Origin of the sequence: Nocardia sp. 852002-20019_SCH5090214, assembly GCF_001665865.1 — a bacterium.
GTDB classification, from domain to species: domain Bacteria; phylum Actinomycetota; class Actinomycetes; order Mycobacteriales; family Mycobacteriaceae; genus Nocardia; species Nocardia nova.
The window spans coordinates 1-15,685 of record NZ_LZMK01000319.1 but is presented as its reverse complement, the minus strand read 5'-3'; the positions used below and the strand labels follow the sequence as shown (position 1 = coordinate 15,685).

General features: G+C 66.4%; 15 protein-coding genes. 10 read left to right on the top strand and 5 right to left on the bottom strand.

Going from position 1 to position 15,685, the window contains the following annotated elements:
- Positions 1–130 precede the first annotated feature (130 nt).
- Both A5780_RS25335 and A5780_RS25330 read right to left on the bottom strand, forming a co-directional pair.
- Positions 131–598: a DoxX family protein gene (locus A5780_RS25335; RefSeq protein ID WP_064909829.1), complete on the bottom strand. Its 468-nt coding sequence runs from the start codon at positions 596–598 to the stop codon at positions 131–133.
- A 114-nt stretch (positions 599–712) separates the two neighbouring features.
- Positions 713–895 (bottom strand): hypothetical protein, encoded by a 183-nt coding sequence (locus A5780_RS25330; RefSeq protein ID WP_064909778.1) that lies wholly within the window; start codon positions 893–895, stop codon positions 713–715.
- A gap of 294 nt (positions 896–1,189) precedes the next feature.
- Between A5780_RS25330 and A5780_RS25325 the strand changes: the two genes are divergently transcribed.
- The 4 genes from A5780_RS25325 (at position 1,190) to A5780_RS25310 (ending at position 4,950) form a co-directional block, all read left to right on the top strand.
- Complete coding sequence (locus tag A5780_RS25325) at positions 1,190–1,882, top strand: phosphate ABC transporter ATP-binding protein (protein ID WP_094028087.1); 693 nt, start codon at positions 1,190–1,192, stop codon at positions 1,880–1,882.
- The gene (fetB, locus tag A5780_RS25320; RefSeq protein ID WP_064909776.1) at positions 1,879–2,694 is read left to right on the top strand and encodes an iron export ABC transporter permease subunit FetB; all 816 of its coding nucleotides are present in this window, start codon (positions 1,879–1,881) and stop codon (positions 2,692–2,694) included. Before A5780_RS25325 ends, fetB begins: the two co-directional genes overlap by 4 nt.
- 133 nt (positions 2,695–2,827) lie before the next feature.
- A complete protein-coding gene (locus tag A5780_RS25315; RefSeq protein WP_064909774.1) occupies positions 2,828–4,093 on the top strand; it encodes an APC family permease in 1,266 nt (421 codons plus the stop codon).
- Between the two features lie 536 nt (positions 4,094–4,629).
- Positions 4,630–4,950, top strand: a complete 321-nt coding sequence (locus A5780_RS25310) for a PadR family transcriptional regulator (RefSeq protein WP_064909825.1) — start codon at positions 4,630–4,632, stop codon at positions 4,948–4,950.
- Positions 4,951–4,963: 13 nt separating this feature from the next.
- Here the strand turns inward: A5780_RS25310 and A5780_RS25305 are convergent, their stop codons facing one another.
- Positions 4,964–6,304 carry a Tn3 family transposase gene (locus A5780_RS25305; RefSeq protein WP_197521860.1) on the bottom strand — a complete coding sequence of 447 codons (1,341 nt, stop codon included), beginning with the start codon at positions 6,302–6,304 and terminating at the stop codon, positions 4,964–4,966.
- Between the two features lie 59 nt (positions 6,305–6,363).
- Positions 6,364–7,050, bottom strand: coding sequence for a hypothetical protein (locus tag A5780_RS41315; RefSeq protein WP_197521859.1), 687 nt, complete (start codon positions 7,048–7,050; stop codon positions 6,364–6,366).
- A 63-nt stretch (positions 7,051–7,113) separates the two neighbouring features.
- Between A5780_RS41315 and A5780_RS25300 the strand changes: the two genes are divergently transcribed.
- Positions 7,114–8,829, top strand: coding sequence for an IS1634 family transposase (locus A5780_RS25300; protein WP_064909772.1), 1,716 nt, complete (start codon positions 7,114–7,116; stop codon positions 8,827–8,829).
- Between the two features lie 294 nt (positions 8,830–9,123).
- Here A5780_RS25300 and A5780_RS25295 read toward each other — a convergent pair whose 3' ends face one another.
- Positions 9,124–9,816 (bottom strand): TetR/AcrR family transcriptional regulator, encoded by a 693-nt coding sequence (locus A5780_RS25295; RefSeq protein ID WP_064909770.1) that lies wholly within the window; start codon positions 9,814–9,816, stop codon positions 9,124–9,126.
- 99 nt (positions 9,817–9,915) lie between these two features.
- On the opposite strand from A5780_RS25295, the gene A5780_RS25290 reads away from it, so the two are divergent.
- From A5780_RS25290 to A5780_RS25270, 5 genes are all read left to right on the top strand, one after another.
- Complete coding sequence (locus tag A5780_RS25290; RefSeq protein WP_064909769.1) at positions 9,916–11,460, top strand: MFS transporter; 1,545 nt, start codon at positions 9,916–9,918, stop codon at positions 11,458–11,460.
- Positions 11,457–12,026, top strand: coding sequence for a universal stress protein (locus A5780_RS25285; RefSeq protein WP_082976708.1), 570 nt, complete (start codon positions 11,457–11,459; stop codon positions 12,024–12,026). Before A5780_RS25290 ends, A5780_RS25285 begins: the two co-directional genes overlap by 4 nt.
- A gap of 428 nt (positions 12,027–12,454) precedes the next feature.
- On the top strand, positions 12,455–13,033 hold the full coding sequence (locus A5780_RS25280; RefSeq protein ID WP_064909768.1) for a hypothetical protein: 579 nt from the start codon (positions 12,455–12,457) through the stop codon (positions 13,031–13,033).
- Positions 13,034–13,601: 568 nt separating this feature from the next.
- Positions 13,602–13,967 (top strand): hypothetical protein, encoded by a 366-nt coding sequence (locus tag A5780_RS25275; RefSeq protein ID WP_064909767.1) that lies wholly within the window; start codon positions 13,602–13,604, stop codon positions 13,965–13,967.
- A partial coding sequence (locus A5780_RS25270) for a hypothetical protein (protein ID WP_197521858.1) occupies positions 13,964–15,685 on the top strand: 1,722 nt, incomplete at its 3' end. The genes A5780_RS25275 and A5780_RS25270, both read left to right, overlap by 4 nt.

The window sequence follows — 15,685 nt, the reverse complement described above, 5'->3', positions numbered from 1 at the left end:
CACCGATACTCATCGGTCCGGGTCGGCCGGGCGGGCGTCCGCCCCGGGTCGTGCGAGCGGGCGGACGATCATGATCGGCGCGACGAGGCCCAGCAGGGGCACGACCCCGACGGCACGCTCCCGGCCGCGCTCACACGGCAACCTCCTCCCTCCGGCCTCCCGATGCGCCGACCCGGCGGGTCAGCGCGTGATCCAGAGACCATCTCCCGGGCCCGACCCACAGCAGGAAGATCAGTCCCAGCAGCATCGACCAGTCCGCGCGCGCGTCGTGGGCCATGCCCCAAAACCCGTGCACTCCGAGGAAACCGCCCGGCTGCAGTTCACGGATCTTGGTCAACCCGATAGCACCGCAGATGTCGATCAGCAGCGGGACCGCGGCGAGGCGGGTCAGCAGACCCACGATGAGCAAACTGCCGCAGCCGATTTCGACGACTCCGTCGAGATCGGCGAAGAACGTCGCGGCCGGAATGCCGATCTTGGTGAACCGTCCGGGCCCGAGCTGATGCGGGTACACGAACTTCTGGATGCCCTCGCTGAGGAACACCACCCCGACCAGCAGCCGCACACAGATCACCGCCGCCGGTCCGTCCGCGCCCAGCAGCCGCACCCACCACGACCGATCGACCATCATCAATCGCCTCCCGATATCGCTTACCGATATATATCCTGAGCGTACCCATTCCATGCGGCGGGATCGAGGGGGCGCGCGGGTCTATCCGGTATGGCTGTAGCGTTCTCCGGCGCCGCCTCCGAGTGCGAGTACGGTGATGAAGCCGCCGATCAGGAGCACGCACAGCGCGGCGACGAGCCGGCGCAGCATCTGCACGGCCGGCGGTGCGCCGCGAGTGGTGGCGGCCCACAACAGCAGGTAGGCGATCTCCGCGCCGAAACACACGTTGCCCGTGTTGGGCAGGTGGATCGTCAGCAGAAGTGTCCATCTCCATCAGCCCTCTCACCGGCCGAGACAATGCATCGGCCATCGATATCGCCTGCCGATACAGTCGGTGATGGTAGTGCCCTCGCACAGCGAAATCGGGTACTCGTTTCCTGTCGATGTACTGAGAGTTCCGGGCCGTGGAGATCGACGCACGCGCGGTTCCCGCTGCGCGGATGCGACCGTGCACTGCCAGGTACTACGGTTGGTTGATATATCGGTATCCGATATCGGCTGCCGTAGCCCGAGGTTCGGATGGAGGTGGTGCGGGTGGCGGAGGCGTTGTTCGCGTTCGAGGAAGTCGTGGTCGAGCGCGAGGGAGTGCGTGCCCTCGACGGGTTCGCTGCGGTGATCCCGGAAGGCGGGGTCACGGCGGTGTTCGGGCCGTCGGGGTCGGGCAAGTCGACGATGCTGCGCCTGTGTAATCGGCTCGAGGTGCCCACGGCGGGACGGGTGCTGTTTCGCGGCGAGAACCTGGCCGGGCTGGATCCGTTGCGGCTGCGACGTCGGGTGGGCATGTGTTTTCAGCGGCCGACGCCGTTTCCCGGCACGGTGGCCGAGAATCTTCGGGTCGCCGATCCGCACGCGAGCGAGGCGCGGATGGAGCAGGTGCTGGCGCGGGTGGCGTTGACCGGATCCTGGCTCGACCGCGACGCGACCGCGCTCTCGGGCGGGGAGGCGCAGCGAATGTGCTTGGCCCGCACGCTGATCACGGACCCGCAGGTACTGCTGCTCGACGAGCCCACCTCGTCCGAGGATGCGGCGGCGGCGCGGGTGATCGAGCAGGCGGTGCGCGAGCTGGCCGACGCCGGGATGAGCGTCCTGTGGGTCAGTCACGACCCGGCACAGGTACGGCGCATCGCCGACCGGGTCCTGCGCATCGACCACGGCCACAGCCGGGGCATCGAACCGTCACTGGGACCCGACATCGAGGAGGCCGCACAATGAACGGAGCGGTCGGGTGGGGTGGACTGGCGACCTCTCTGGCGCTGGTGGTGGTCGCCGCCGGAATCTCGCTGTGGCAGCGACTGGGCCTGGAACGGCAGATTCTGTGGTCGGCGGCCCGCGCACTGGTACAACTGCTGCTGGTCGGCGCGGCGCTGGCGCTGCTGCTGGAACCGGGCCGGTCGCTGTGGTGGTCGTGGGCGTGGACTGCCGCCATGATCGCCTACTCCGGTGATGTCGCCCGCCGCCGCGCTCCGGAAGTGCCACGGCTCGCGACGCTGGCGATCACCGCGTTCGCCGCGGCCGCGGTCATCACGCTCGGGGTGATCTTCGGATTGCGGGTGTTCCCGCTGCAGGGCCGCACCCTGGTCCCGATCGCAGGCATGATGATCGGCAATTCGATGACCGCCACCGTCCTGGTCGCGCGACGCCTGGTCGACGAACTGCGCGACAAACGCGACGAGGTCGAGGCCCGTCTCGCCCTCGGCCAGCCTTCCCGCCAGGCCGCCACCCCGTATGTGCGCACCGCGCTGCGCTCGGCCCTGTCCCCGCAGATCGAGACCACCAAGGCGACCGGGCTGGTATTCCTGCCCGGGGCGATGACAGGCCTCATCCTCGCCGGCGTCCCGCCCGTGCAAGCGGTTCTCGTGCAAGCGGTGGTGATGTTTCTGATCCTGGGCGCGGTCGCGGCCACCACCGTCGTCATCGCCCTGGGACTGGTGCACCGGCTCTTCACCCCCGACCACCGGCTGTTGCCCCTGGCCCGCCGCCCCGACACCATCTCACCGGGCAAACCCGGCGCCCGCACCCACTGACCCCAGCTCTGGCCGGGCGGCGCGGATCGACGAGCCGGTGAACAGTACGTGCCCTGCGCAGTATCGCCCGCCGATATCGGATATCGTCACAGCCGTCCCTTCCATACGATTCCGGGGAGAGAGTGTGTCCACCATGCCGACGTCGAATCAGGCCGATACCCAGCTACAGCGTCGGCTCGGGGTCGGCGACGCGGTCGTGATCGGGCTCGGCTCGATGATCGGTGCGGGCATCTTCGCCGCGCTGGCGCCGGCGGCCGCCGCGGCCGGGTCGGGACTGCTGCTCGGACTGGCGATCGCGGCCATGGTCGCCTACTGCAACGCCACCGCGTCGGCGCGACTGGCGGCCCGCTACCCAGCATCGGGCGGCACCTATGTCTACGGCCGCGAACGCCTCGGTGAGTTCTGGGGTTATCTGGCCGGATGGGGATTCGTGGTCGGCAAGACCGCCTCCTGCGCGGCCATGGCGCTGACCGTCGGCGCGTATGCCTGGCCGGGACAGGCCCATGCGGTCGCGGTCGCCGCGGTGGTGGCGCTGACCGTGGTCAACTACCGTGGCGTGCAGAAATCGGCGCTGCTGACCCGGGTCATCGTCGCGGTCGTGCTGGCCGTGCTGGCCGCCGTCGTGGTCGCCGCGCTCACCTCCTCCGCCGCCGCGCCCGGGCATCTGGCGATCGGTTCGGATGCCTCGGTGCGCGGTGTCTTGCAGGCGGCCGGACTGTTGTTCTTCGCCTTCGCCGGGTACGCGCGCATCGCGACCCTGGGGGAGGAAGTCCGGGATCCGGCCCGCACCATCCCCCGCGCGATTCCGCTCGCCCTGGGCATCACGCTGGTCGTGTACGCCCTGGTCGCCATCGCCACGCTGGCCGTGCTCGGCCCGCATGGATTGGGCACCGCCGCAGCACCTTTGGCCGACACCGCGCGCGCGGCCGGTGCGCCCGCCCTGGTGCCGGTCGTGCGGGTCGGCGCGGCGGTCGCGGCACTCGGATCACTGCTGGCACTGATCCTCGGCGTCTCGCGCACGACCTTCGCCATGGCCCGTGACCGGCATCTGCCGCCTCAACTGGCAGCGGTGCATCCGCGCTTCGATGTGCCCCATCACGCGGAGATCGCTGTCGGTGTCGTCGTGATCGTCCTGGTCGCCACCCTCGATGTGCGGGGCGCGATCGGCTTCTCCTCCTTCGGCGTGCTGGTCTACTACGCCATCGCCAACGCCGCCGCCTGGACTCTGACTTCCGAAGAAGGACGGCCCCCGCGTATCCTGCCCGTCCTGGGCAGCCTCGGATGTGTCGTGCTGGCCTTTGCCCTGCCGCTCACCTCGGTGCTCTCCGGTGCAGCCGTGCTCGCCCTGGGCGCTATCGCCTACGGTGTGCGACACCGCCTGACTCGCGCCCGCTGCTGACCCGTCCCACCCACCAGCAGCCACCCGACACCGCGCCTGGGGTAGCAGGCCCACTGTCGGAGAGGACCGGTCCGATACCACCCCCGCTCACCCCACCGGCTGACGGCCGCGCAGGATCTCGAGGACCCTGCGCTCGGTCAACGCGATCAGATGCGCATCCACGCGAGCGGTCGCGTTCAAGCTGCCATGCACCTGATGTACCAGGCCCGCGAGATCCGGGCCGGGCTGGCCTCGGGAACACGCGCGCCCAATCGGTTGATAAGGATGCGCAAAGCCTGCTCGAGCTCACGCAACGGCGCGTCGCTTCCCTCGGCCACAACAGCCTCGCAGATCTATCGTCCTCCGACATCGCCAGACGATATCGCCAGGCGCTGCCAGGCACTCGATGTAATCGGGAACCAATACACGAACCGCCGATGAACGATTCCGCGTCCCCGGCACGATTCGGGGGCCGGCAACCTCACGCGATCCCCGAGAAGAACGTCGGTCTAGCTGGCTTTTCTTGTAATACGATATCGTGTGTCGATATGGATCTGGTGCGGGAGTTGCTGCGCGGCGCGGTACCGGTGCACGTGCTGCACCACGCCGCCGAACAAGAGGTCTACGGGGCGTGGATGGCCGAAGAACTGGCCCACCACGGCTACCCCATCTCACCGGGCACCCTCTACCCGCTGCTGCACCGGCTCGAGAACGCCGGACTGCTCACCTCGACCGAGCACGTCGTCGACGGCCGCGTCCGCCGCGTCTACACCGCCACTGCGGCCGGACTCGGCGAGCTGACCCGCCTGCGCGCAGTCGTCGCCGAACTCTCCGGCGAAGTCCTGCGCCCCGCACCGGCAACCGGCCCGCACACCTGAGCCGAGTGGTCCATCATCCGGCTACACGCTCACGGGACAGGTCCAGGCGGGTGTTCATGTCGAGCCGGAACCGGCCGTAGGGGTTGATGTTGGACCAGAACAGCGGCGAGAGCGCCCGCCGCTCGGTGTCGCCGACCAGATCGTGGAACTCCGGATCCTCCAATACCGCTTGTAGCAGCAAGGTATTGACGTGCACCAGCGCCGATTGCAGTAGGTGCAACGCGAGCATCGACACCTCGGCGTGCTCGCGGTCGGCACCGGTGAGCTGGGAGTCCTTGCCGTAGAAGACAACTGCGTTGGCGGAGTTCCAGTTCTCCACCACCTGCAACCCGGAGTTGATCTCTCTCCTGAGTTCTTCTGATGCCAAATACTCGCAGGCGAAGATTGTGCGCACCGCTCTGCCCAGTTCCTCGAGGGCCTGGTAGGTGGGGTGTTTCGGGCCTCCGCGGGTGAACCGCCGCAGGATCGACTCACTCTCGGCGGTCCCGAGCCGTAGGGCGGTGGCGTATTTGACCATCTGGTCGTACTGCTGGGCGATGAGATCCCACCGGATCGGTCGGGTCAGCACCGGTCCCAGCTCACCGTAGACGCCCGCGTCGTCGGGCCGGTACAACCGGATCGACCCGATGTTCTTCATCCTGGGCAGCAGCTTGAATCCCAGCAGTTCGGTGAACGCGAACCCCACGACCGACGCACCGTGCGTGTCGACGTAGTTCGCGGCGATCTCCGCGTCGGTGCAGTGCCGCAGCAATCCCTCGATCATCGCCGCCACCTCCGAGCTCGAACAGGACTTGAGCTGGGAGTAGATGCACACGTTGCGGCGCTCGACGTGCCAGTAGATCATCACCCCGTACCCGCCGTACCGCTGGTGATACTGGGTCATGAAGTTCGACTCCCACGACCCGAACTTCTTCGAATCACTCGCGCACGAAGTGCCCGAACCCCACCAGTTCGGATCCCGCGCCGCGAAGGTCGCGTTCACCAGCTTCGTCGTCGCGCGCCGCAGGTTGTCACGGGTGATGAAGTGCCTGCGCACATGCCGCAACGCCGCCTCGGACTCCTCCTGCTCACCGGTGTTCACGATCGCCCGGATCCCCATGTTCGTCCCCAGCGCGAACAGATCCAGCAGCAGCCGTTTACGCAGGGTGTCGCGGTCGATGACCTCCCGTGACGCCACCGAGGTGAACTCGGCGGTGAAGTCGGTCAGGAAATCGGCGTCCTTGAGCACATCCAGCAGGTCCAGGGTGCCCCAGCGACGAGCGACCTCGGCCTTGATCTTCTCCAGGTTCTCCGGCTCCGGCTGCTTTTCCAGCTTCGGCACGCTGATCCACTGCTCACCACGGCGCCGCGTCAACCGAACCCCACCCGTGGTTCCCTCAGTCAGGCCCCGATCGAGCCTGTTGAGGGCCTTGCTCATCCGCTCTGCAGTCCGGCGATGAACTGCGTCGGATCCAGGGGCTGACGGATCGCGGCGTAATGCACCTCGCGAGCGGTGTCGAAATCGCCGGGCAGATCGTCTTCGGGATTGCGCCACCGGTTACCGCCGTCGACGTAGATCTCCCGGCGGCGAATCGCATCCCGCAACGCGACCAGCACACACAACTCGTACGCGATGCGCTCGATACGGCCCTTCTCATCGACCACCGCCTCCCGCCACGCCTTGGGCACAATACCATCGAGCGGGGCCAGAGCGTGGCTGTCATAGAAGCGGACCTTGCCGTCGATGCCGGCGTACCGCTGCAATAACTCCACCGCCACCATAACCGGCCGGTACGCGGTGTTGTTGCACCGAAATTCCAACGCCGCCAACAATGCCGGCAGCATTCGCCGATAATGGTTCGAGTACGAGCTACGCAACACCGTGCGCACCCGAGCCGCGAACGCCTGATCGTTGGCCTTCGCCTCTTTCACCAGCTCCCGCAGCGTCTTCTCCCCGACCACCGGATACACCACGTCACGCACGATGCCGTCCGGATGATCGACGGCGGCCTCGGCCAGCCGGAACAGCCCGGGTTCCGCAGAATTCAGGGGTTCTGGAAGGATTTCGGGTGTGAATCCGCAGGTCGCGGGTCTGGGGCTGGGGTTTCGGGCTGAAATCACCTAGAGACGCGATTTTCTGATTTCAGCCCGATATCCTGGTGGTTCGTCGTATGGTCTGGAGTCGTGTACGTGAAGACGACCAAGCGGGACAACAAGTCCGGCACGGTCAGGTATCTGCATCTGGCCCACAGCGAGTGGGACCCGATCAAGGGCCGGGCGACACCGAGAGTGCTGTTCACCTTCGGTCGCGAGGACGAGTTGGACCGGGACGCGATAAAACGGCTGGTCGCGTCGCTGTCGCGGCTGCTCGATCCCGCCGATGCTCTGGCCGCGGGCGCGGCTGGAGAAGGGTTGGCGTTCGTGTCCTCCAGGCCGTTCGGTGGGGCGTACGCGCTCGATCATCTATGGCGGTGGCTGGGCATAGATGCCATCATCGCGGGCCTGGGCCAGCCCAAACGTGGCCGCCGCCGTGATGTTTCGGCGATCGAGCGGGTCCTGTTCGCCCTGGTCGCCAACCGGGCGCTGTCACCGTCGTCGAAACTGGCTGCCGCGGAATGGATCAGCGCCGACGTGCACATCGATGCGCTGGGCGAGGTTACCGATGACGCCTACTATCGGGCGATGGACTGGCTCCATGATGTGAAAGACGACCTCGAACACCAGGTGTTCGACCGGATCGCGACGCTGCTCAATCTCGAGGTGGATCTGCTGTTCTTCGACACCACCTCAACGTATTTCGAGACCGAAGACGCCGACGATCCGATCGTGCGTGACGGCAAGGGCAACCCGGTTACCGGCCCCGGCACCGACGAGGCCGGCAGTGACGCCGTCGGGTTCCGGACCTGGGGCAAGTCGAAGGATTCACGAGATGACTTGCCGCAGATCGTGATCGGGATGGCGGTCACCCGCGACGGGATCCCGGTGCGCTGCTGGTGCTGGCCGGGCAATGCCTCGGATCAGACACTGATCCGGCAGGTGAAAGACGATATGCGGGACTGGACACTGTCGAAGATCATCTGGGTCACCGACCGGGGGTTCTCGTCCGCGGAAAACCGCCGTTACCTGCGCCGGGGCGACCACCACTACATCATCGGGGAGAAACTGCGGTCCGGATCGGTGGAGGTGAAAGCCGCGATGTCGCGACAAGGCCGCTACCTCGACGTCGCGGAGAACATGCGCGTGAAGGAAGTCCGGGTCAGCGAACAAGAGCGGTTCGTGATCTGCTTCAACCCCGACGCGGCCGAACGCGACGCCGCCACCCGCGAACAGCTCGTGGCCGCGCTGCGCGAAATGATCGACGGCTCCGACGCTTTGAGCGATTTCAAGCGCGGTGAGCTGCGCGGCAAGATCGCCGGCAAGCCCGGGCTGAACCGGTTCCTGCGTGTCACCGCCGGAGGGAAACTGCGCGTCGATGCCGCGAAAATCAAGGCCGAAGCCAACTTCGACGGAAAATACCTGCTCCGCAGCTCGGATCCCAACCTGTCCAGCGAGGACATCGCCATCGGCTACAAGCAACTCCTCGAGGTCGAACGCGGCTGGCGCGACATGAAGAGCGTGCTGGATCTGCGGCCGGTCTATCACCGCCTCGAGGAACGCATCCGCGCCCACATGCTGCTGTGCTGGCTGGCGTTGCTACTGGCCCGCATCGCCGAAACCCGCACCGGCACCACCTGGCCCACGATCCGCCGGGAACTCGACCGCCTCCATATCGGCACCTTCACCGGCCCCGCTGGCACGTTCCGCCGCCTCACCGAGCTGACCAAGCCCCAACGCGACCTCCTCACCCGACTCGGCGCCGCCACACCCAAGCAGATCATCGAACTCACCCCAACCCGCTGACCAGCACCGATACCCGCGCCTAGAGACACGCTCCCCGGGCGCAATCCCCATGTCACCCCAGTTCAGGCCCTAAAACGCGACTCCAGGCACTCCGAATTCTGCGGAACCCCGGTGATCCAGCGTGACTCCGTCATCGCGGTTGCGGGCAACCCGGACCACATCGTCGCGGAACTCCTTCGGATACGGCTTCGGCACAGTGACATCCTCTCAAGCCCGCCCCTCGGCAAGCCATCTCGGTTGTCACCTATCCGTGCAGCAGCCCCAAGCCAGGTCCGGTGTTGTCGGGCGGGTGGCTTACCGCTGGTGGCTGGGTCGGGGTGGGGTGTGGGCGGTGAGGAAGTCGTTGATGAGGTGGTGGCAGTAGGCGGGGGTGATGGGGTGAATGCCGGTGAGGCGGGTGAAGACCAGGGGGCCGACGAGTTGGGTGATGGCGTAGGTGGGGTCCAGCTCGCCGAGTTCGGCGCGGGCGGCGGGGCTGGTGAGCAGTTGGTCGAACGGCTGGCGGTAGCGGTCGATGACCTGGGCGCGTAGCGAGTGCAATTCTCCGTCACCGCGGCCTGGGTCGCCCGCATCGATGGGATCGATGGGAGCGACAGGATCGGTGGGTTCGGTGGGGCCCAGGCCGAGCCAGACCAGGGCGGTGAGGTGGATCGGGGTGTGGTCGATGAGGGTGGCTTGGCGGGTGAGCAGGTCGGTGAGTTGCTCGCGCAGGCTGCCGGTGCCGGTGGGCGGTTCGACCTGGGGCAGGAGGCGTTCGAACGCGGCGGCGAGCAGTCCGGCGCTGTTGCCGAAGTTGCGGTACAGGGTGGTCGCGGCGACTTTGGAGGCTTTGGTGACCGCGTCCACGGTGACCGCGTGGATTCCGCCGGTGGCCAGCAGCCGGGTCGCCGCGTCCAGGAGCCGTTCGCGGGAACGGGCCCGGCGCGGATCGACCCGCTGACCGGCCTCGTCGTCGCTGAGGGCGGGGGTGGAACTCACACACCTCATTGTGCCCGACCGGCAAACCCTGGTGTTCACGCCTCGGGCGGGGTTACGCTAACGACATCACCGAAACGATAATGTCGTTAGCGTTTCTTGGGAGGTTTGGTGGCTGTCCCGCAGACCGATTCGATACCCGTCCCCGCTCGCTTGTCGGGTGCGCAGCGGTGGACGCTGGTGGTGTCGTGTGTGTCGGTGGCGTTGGTGATCGCGTCGATGGCCGCCCTGTACGGGGCGCTGCCGCAGATCGCGGAGTCCACCGGCGCCACCCAAGCACAGCTGACGTGGGTGGTCGACGCCTACACGCTGGCACTGGCGTGCCTGGTGCTGTCCGGGGGCGCGGTCGGTGACCGCTACGGGCGCCGGATCGTGCTGGTGGCCGGGCTCGTCATCTTCGCCGCCGGGTCCGCCATCCCGCTGTTCGCCGACCGCCCGGCCTGGGTGATCGCTGCCCGCGCGGTCGCGGGGGTGGGCGCGGCACTGGTGATGCCCTCGACCCTGTCGATCCTGACCGCCGGATTTCCCGCCGACAAACAGGGCCGCGCGGTCGGAGTGTGGGCCGGAGTCGCCGGATCCGGCGGCGTGATCGGCCTGCTCGGATCCGGCCTGCTACTACAGGTGTTCTCGTGGCGGGCGGTGTTCGTCGCACTCACCGCCGCCGCCACCATCCTGGTCGTCGCCGCGCTCACCCTCACCGAATCCCGCGACCGGGACCGGCCACCGGTCGATGTCGCCGGAGCGATGTCCTCGGCTACGGCGGTCGGGGTGTTCGTCGTCGCTGTCACCGCAGCCCCCGAACACGGCTGGACCTCACCACTGGTGCTCACCACACTCGCCGTCGCGCTCGCCGCGACCGTGGTGTTCGTGCTCACCGAATCCCGCGTGCCCCACCCACTGCTACCGATCCGGCTGCTCGTCCGCCGTGGATTCGCCGCCGGAGCGGTGTCGCTGGCGTTGCAGTTCCTGGTCACCTTCGGCCTGTTCTACCTGATCGTGCAATATTTCCAGCTCATCCTCGACTACAGCCCTCTGCAATCGGCGCTCGCGCTGGCCCCCATGGCCGGGCCCCTGGTCGGCATCTCCCTCATCGCGCCCTGGCTGTGCGAACGAGCCGGACTCAAAATCATGACCGCCACCGGCATGAGCGTCATCGCCGCCGGACTGGTGTGGCTCTCACGCATCGACACCCACACCACCTACCTCTACCTCCTCGGCCCCGTGCTGATCATGAGCGCCGGACTCGGCCTGTGCGCGGCACCGGCCACCGCCGCCATCGTCGCCGACACACCCCGCGCCAAACACGGCATCGCCGCCGCGGTCAACGACGCCGCCCGCGAAATCGGTGCCGCGATCGGCATCGCCGTCGCCGGAAGCGTCCTGGCCGCCGGATACCACCACCGCATCCAACCCGCCCTCACACACCTGCCCCCACCAGCACGCGGACCCGTCTCCGACTCCCTGGCCGCCGCACTGGCCGTGGCCGACAAAGCCGGACCCGTCGCCCAGCCTCTCGCCGACTTCGCCCGCGACGCGTTCCTGTCCGGCACCCACCACGCCACCCTCGCCCTGGCCGGCATCGCCGCCGCCGGAGCCGCCCTCGCCCTCACCGCACCCGGCCCCTCCTACCAGCCCGACCCCGAGGACCAGCCATGACCACCCACCACCACACCCGAATCCCACGCTGGCTCCACACACTCACCGGCCACCGCCACCCACATCCCACACCCGAAAACCCCCCACACACCACACCCACCGCCCGCCCGATACGCACCATCATCGTCGACACCGACCCCGCAGACCGCGACTACCGAGCCGTCGACCACGCCGCCGACCTCGCCCACGCCAGCCGCGCCCGCCTCCTGATCACCTGCGTACACCACCCACTCGACCTGCACACCCTCACCGACGACCTCGACCGCCTTCGCCCCGACGACTACCAACTCCGCGGCACCACCCCCACCGACACCATCCTGCGCACCGCCACAGACCACGCCCGCGCCCACGGCGCACCCCACATCGAAACCCACCTCCTCCCCGAACCAGCCCAACACTCACTCCTACAACTAGCCACCACCCAACACGCCGACCTCATCGTCGTCACCCAACCCACACCACACACATGGGCCGACCGCGCCACCAGCCACATCCTCGACACCCCCGCCATCAAACTCGCCCGCCACACCCCCTGCGACATCCTCATCATCCCCACCACCCGATAACGCACCCGCAACATCCACCACGGCAAACAACGCCAAAAACTTGACGCAAGACAAAATATGGATCCCATACCAGCGGGATCTACCCGATTCACAGCTGGTAATCAGCTTCGATGACCAACCGTCCTACAGGAAATTGCAGGTCATCCCCGTTCCCATGTTCACAGTGCCCCGCCGACGATGCGATCCTGCGACAACGACGTCCGTTCCCGTCCGTCGATCCTGCCCCGCTTCATGAGCGTGGACGTCCGGAGGTGTCGCGGGTAGGGATGCCGCGCTGCCGGAGTTTCGCTTCGGCTCAGTATTGATTGAGTGCGAAAGGCACTCTCTCCCGGCGGCGATGATCTGCCGTAGCTGATCCATGGGCTCGGCGGCAATGGCCGCCACCAAATTCTGATGCCGATCACCGCCAGCTTCGGCACACTGAGTCAGTGGGATTTGCTGACGATCCGGAGGGATATAAGCGGGCACTCGAAGCCAAGCTGCGACCAGAGAACATCCGTTTCGCCTTGATGTTCGCCGGCCTGCTCCAGATGCTTCATGAGCGGCTGAAACTGGTTGTGCTCGACGAGGTTCGAGAATTCTACAGTGTGGGCTGCGATGACTCCGGCCGCAGCATCGTCAACGAGGACGCCTACCGCCGCAACGTGCTGGATCTAGCACCGAAGAACAAGTTTCGGGCCTCGCTGCTCTGGCTGGTCGAGTCCGAAGCCATCACCATGGCGCAGGCGGACCGGTTGGACGATATCTATACCCATCGGCACGCGGTCACCCACGAGCTCATCAAGTACATCGTCGATCCGGAGGAGCGGCTAGATACCGATCTGTTCGTCGAGGCAGTGGAGATCTTGAAGGCCATTAAGCGGTTTTGGGCAGGCATCATGGTGTACACGACGATGGACAACGCGGTGGAAGTCGATCTAGATCAGGTTGTTGCACTCGACATGATAGTGCTGCAGTGCTGTGTGGACGCGGTGATCGAGGGCACGCGGGAACACGCCAGCGAGTAACAGCGACGGAATCGGCCGGGCATGCCTGCGCACGGCCTTCGCAGGCGTATTTGGTGTCAGCGTAGGCGTGCCACATTCTCCTGCGTGCAACCTGAACCGAACTGCGGCACAGGCGGTTTGCGCCCTCCTGCAACCGTTGGCAGCACACCAGCCTGGATAGTGCGGGGTTTCTGGGCATCGGCTGGCCGCCGGTCTGCAATGCCCGACCGGCCCGGGACCGCGTTTGGCCGCAGTCGAACGACTGCTAATGGGTGGTTAGGTCGACGGCGAAGTGGGGACTGCCCCGTGTTTTCCGACTTGTGTCAGTGTCCAACCGAGACAGTAGAAGTGGATCGCCTCGCCGGTCTGGTCGGGGACAGGCCGCGTCGGCGCATCGGGACGTTGCGCCTGGGTATCGAATCACCTGCGGCGTCGACCATTTCGGGCGGTCGTCTCTGGAAAGCTGTCGGAGTCTGCCGCTCAAGCGGGAAATTCAGCCGAGCCTTGATGGTCGGCGTCGGTGATGCTGGCTGGCTTTCTCGGCGTGGAGCTGTGAGGATCGATCTCACTACTTTGGGCGGGAGGTTGTGTGACTTCAGGACAGACATTGTTGCGGGTGGTGATGCCCACTGCCGCGACGGCAGTGCTGGCCACGGGGCTGGCGGTGGCGGTGAACTATGCAACCGGCGCGAATCACTCGGTCTGGGCATGGGTCGCCGTCGTCGCGCTGACCGTGGGTGTGTTCGCAGTTTCGCTGTGGGTCCAGCATGCACCCTCCACCGACCGGGAGCTGGCGATCGGTGTCGATCTGCGGAACGTGAAAACCGAAAGGGGGCTACGGGTCAAAGGAGTCCGCTCGACGGGCACGGGGATCAGAGCAGCCAGGGTACGTTCCGGCGGTGACATGTCCTTCGAGGACATCCGCACCGGCGTTGATAATCCCACACACCCATGAACGACCAGGCTCGACGGCCCGTCGCGCCGATCTACGACTTCGACCGGGTGAAAGCCGGGCGGGATCTGTCGATTCATCACACAGACAACCGTTACGAGATCGGCGTTGTGTCGAACGGGGCGCTGCTCACCGGCAGGTCGCTGTATGTGTCTCAGGTGCGCGAGTTCCTCGCCCCGGTCGATGGACTGCGAGATCGGCAGGACGAACTCGATGATGTGGTCGATTTCTGCCGCGGAGAGCAACCGTATATGTGGATCAGGGCCGAGCCGTGGGCGGGTAAATCGGCTTTGTTGTCGTGGTTCACGCTGTTCCCTCCAGCCGACATAACGGCGATCGGGTTCTTCATCACCGACCGCCTCGCCGATCAGAACGACCACAACGCGTTCACCGCTGCTGTCCTGGATCAACTCGCCGTTCTGCTGCCGGACCAACGATCCCTCATCGCCGCCGCCACGATCAATCGCGACGGGCTGCGCAACGAACTCCTCACCCTCGCCGCACGCCGCGAAGCTGAAGCCGGACGACGGTTGGTGCTCGTGGTCGACGGATTGGACGAGGACACCGGTACACCACCGATCGTCACGCTGCTGCCGACAAGGCCGGAGCCCAATCTGCGGGTCGTCGTAGCCAGCCGTCACGGCCCCGCCCTGCCCATCCCGCATGGTCACCCGCTGACAGCTACCGAGCCTTATCCGCTCACCTCATCACCATTCGCCGCGGACGTCCAAGCCAAAGCTGTCGCCGAACTCGATGCGTTGCTTGGTGGACCCGACCAGCACCGTGACCTGCTCACGCTGATCACCGCCGCCAATGGCCTCACTGCATCCGAACTCACCGAACTCTCCGGCATGGCGCCCTACGAGATCGACGGCCTACTGCGCGCGGTGGCCGGCCGCAGTTTCCGTACCCGCACGACGACGGCATCGCCGCGGTCTGGCGGACACAGTGACCCGGTGTACGTGCTGGCCCACGAAACGCTGCAACGCACCGCTGAGGAACGACTCGGCACGCGACACCTCACCGCGGGTATGAGCCGGCTCCACGCCTGGGCCGACCACTACCGAGACCAGGCATGGCCGACCGACACTCCCGACTTCCTATTGCGCCGCTACTTCTCAGTCCTAGACAGACACCACGATTTGACCCGGATGGTCGCGGCGGCGCTCGATACAGCTCGTCACAGTCGGATGCGTATGCGCACAGGGGGCGATGCCACCGCATTGAGTGAGATCCGCACGGTACAACAACATATCTGCAACCAACCCGACCCTGACCTCCTCAGCACCGCACGCCTGGCTCGCTATCGCGATCGCCTCCACAGTCGCAACGACAACATTCCGACCCGGTTGCTGATCGTGATGGCGCTTCTTGGTCAATATGACCGCGCAGAAGACCTAGCTCACTCCTACTCCACTCCACGTCAGAGGGGCGATGCGCTCGCTGCAATCGCCCGGGAGGTGGCCGCGACCGATCCCAGACGCGCGACCCGACTCACCGAACGCGCCGAAACCCTCGCCTACACCATCACCGACCCCCACCAACAAGCCGCGGTACTCGGCAGAATCGTCGCAGTGGTGGCCCAGACCGATCCCGAACGCGCTGAAGCAATCACGGACACCATCACTGACCCGCATTGGCAAGGTTCTTCACTCATCGGAATCACCGAGGCGGTAGCTGGCACCGACCCTGAACGCGCAACTCGACTAACCGAACGCGCC

What these genes read in the sequence shown, in the direction of transcription:
- A5780_RS25325 (WP_094028087.1), top strand. Translation starts at nt 1,190, where the DNA reads ATGGAGGTGGTGCGGGTGGCGGAGGCGTTGTTCGCGTTCGAGGAAGTC.
- A5780_RS25285 (WP_082976708.1), top strand. Translation starts at nt 11,457, where the DNA reads ATGACCACCCACCACCACACCCGAATCCCACGCTGGCTCCACACACTC.
- A5780_RS25295 (WP_064909770.1), bottom strand. Translation starts at nt 9,816, where the DNA reads ATGAGGTGTGTGAGTTCCACCCCCGCCCTCAGCGACGACGAGGCCGGT.
- fetB (WP_064909776.1), top strand. Translation starts at nt 1,879, where the DNA reads ATGAACGGAGCGGTCGGGTGGGGTGGACTGGCGACCTCTCTGGCGCTG.
- A5780_RS25315 (WP_064909774.1), top strand. Translation starts at nt 2,828, where the DNA reads ATGCCGACGTCGAATCAGGCCGATACCCAGCTACAGCGTCGGCTCGGG.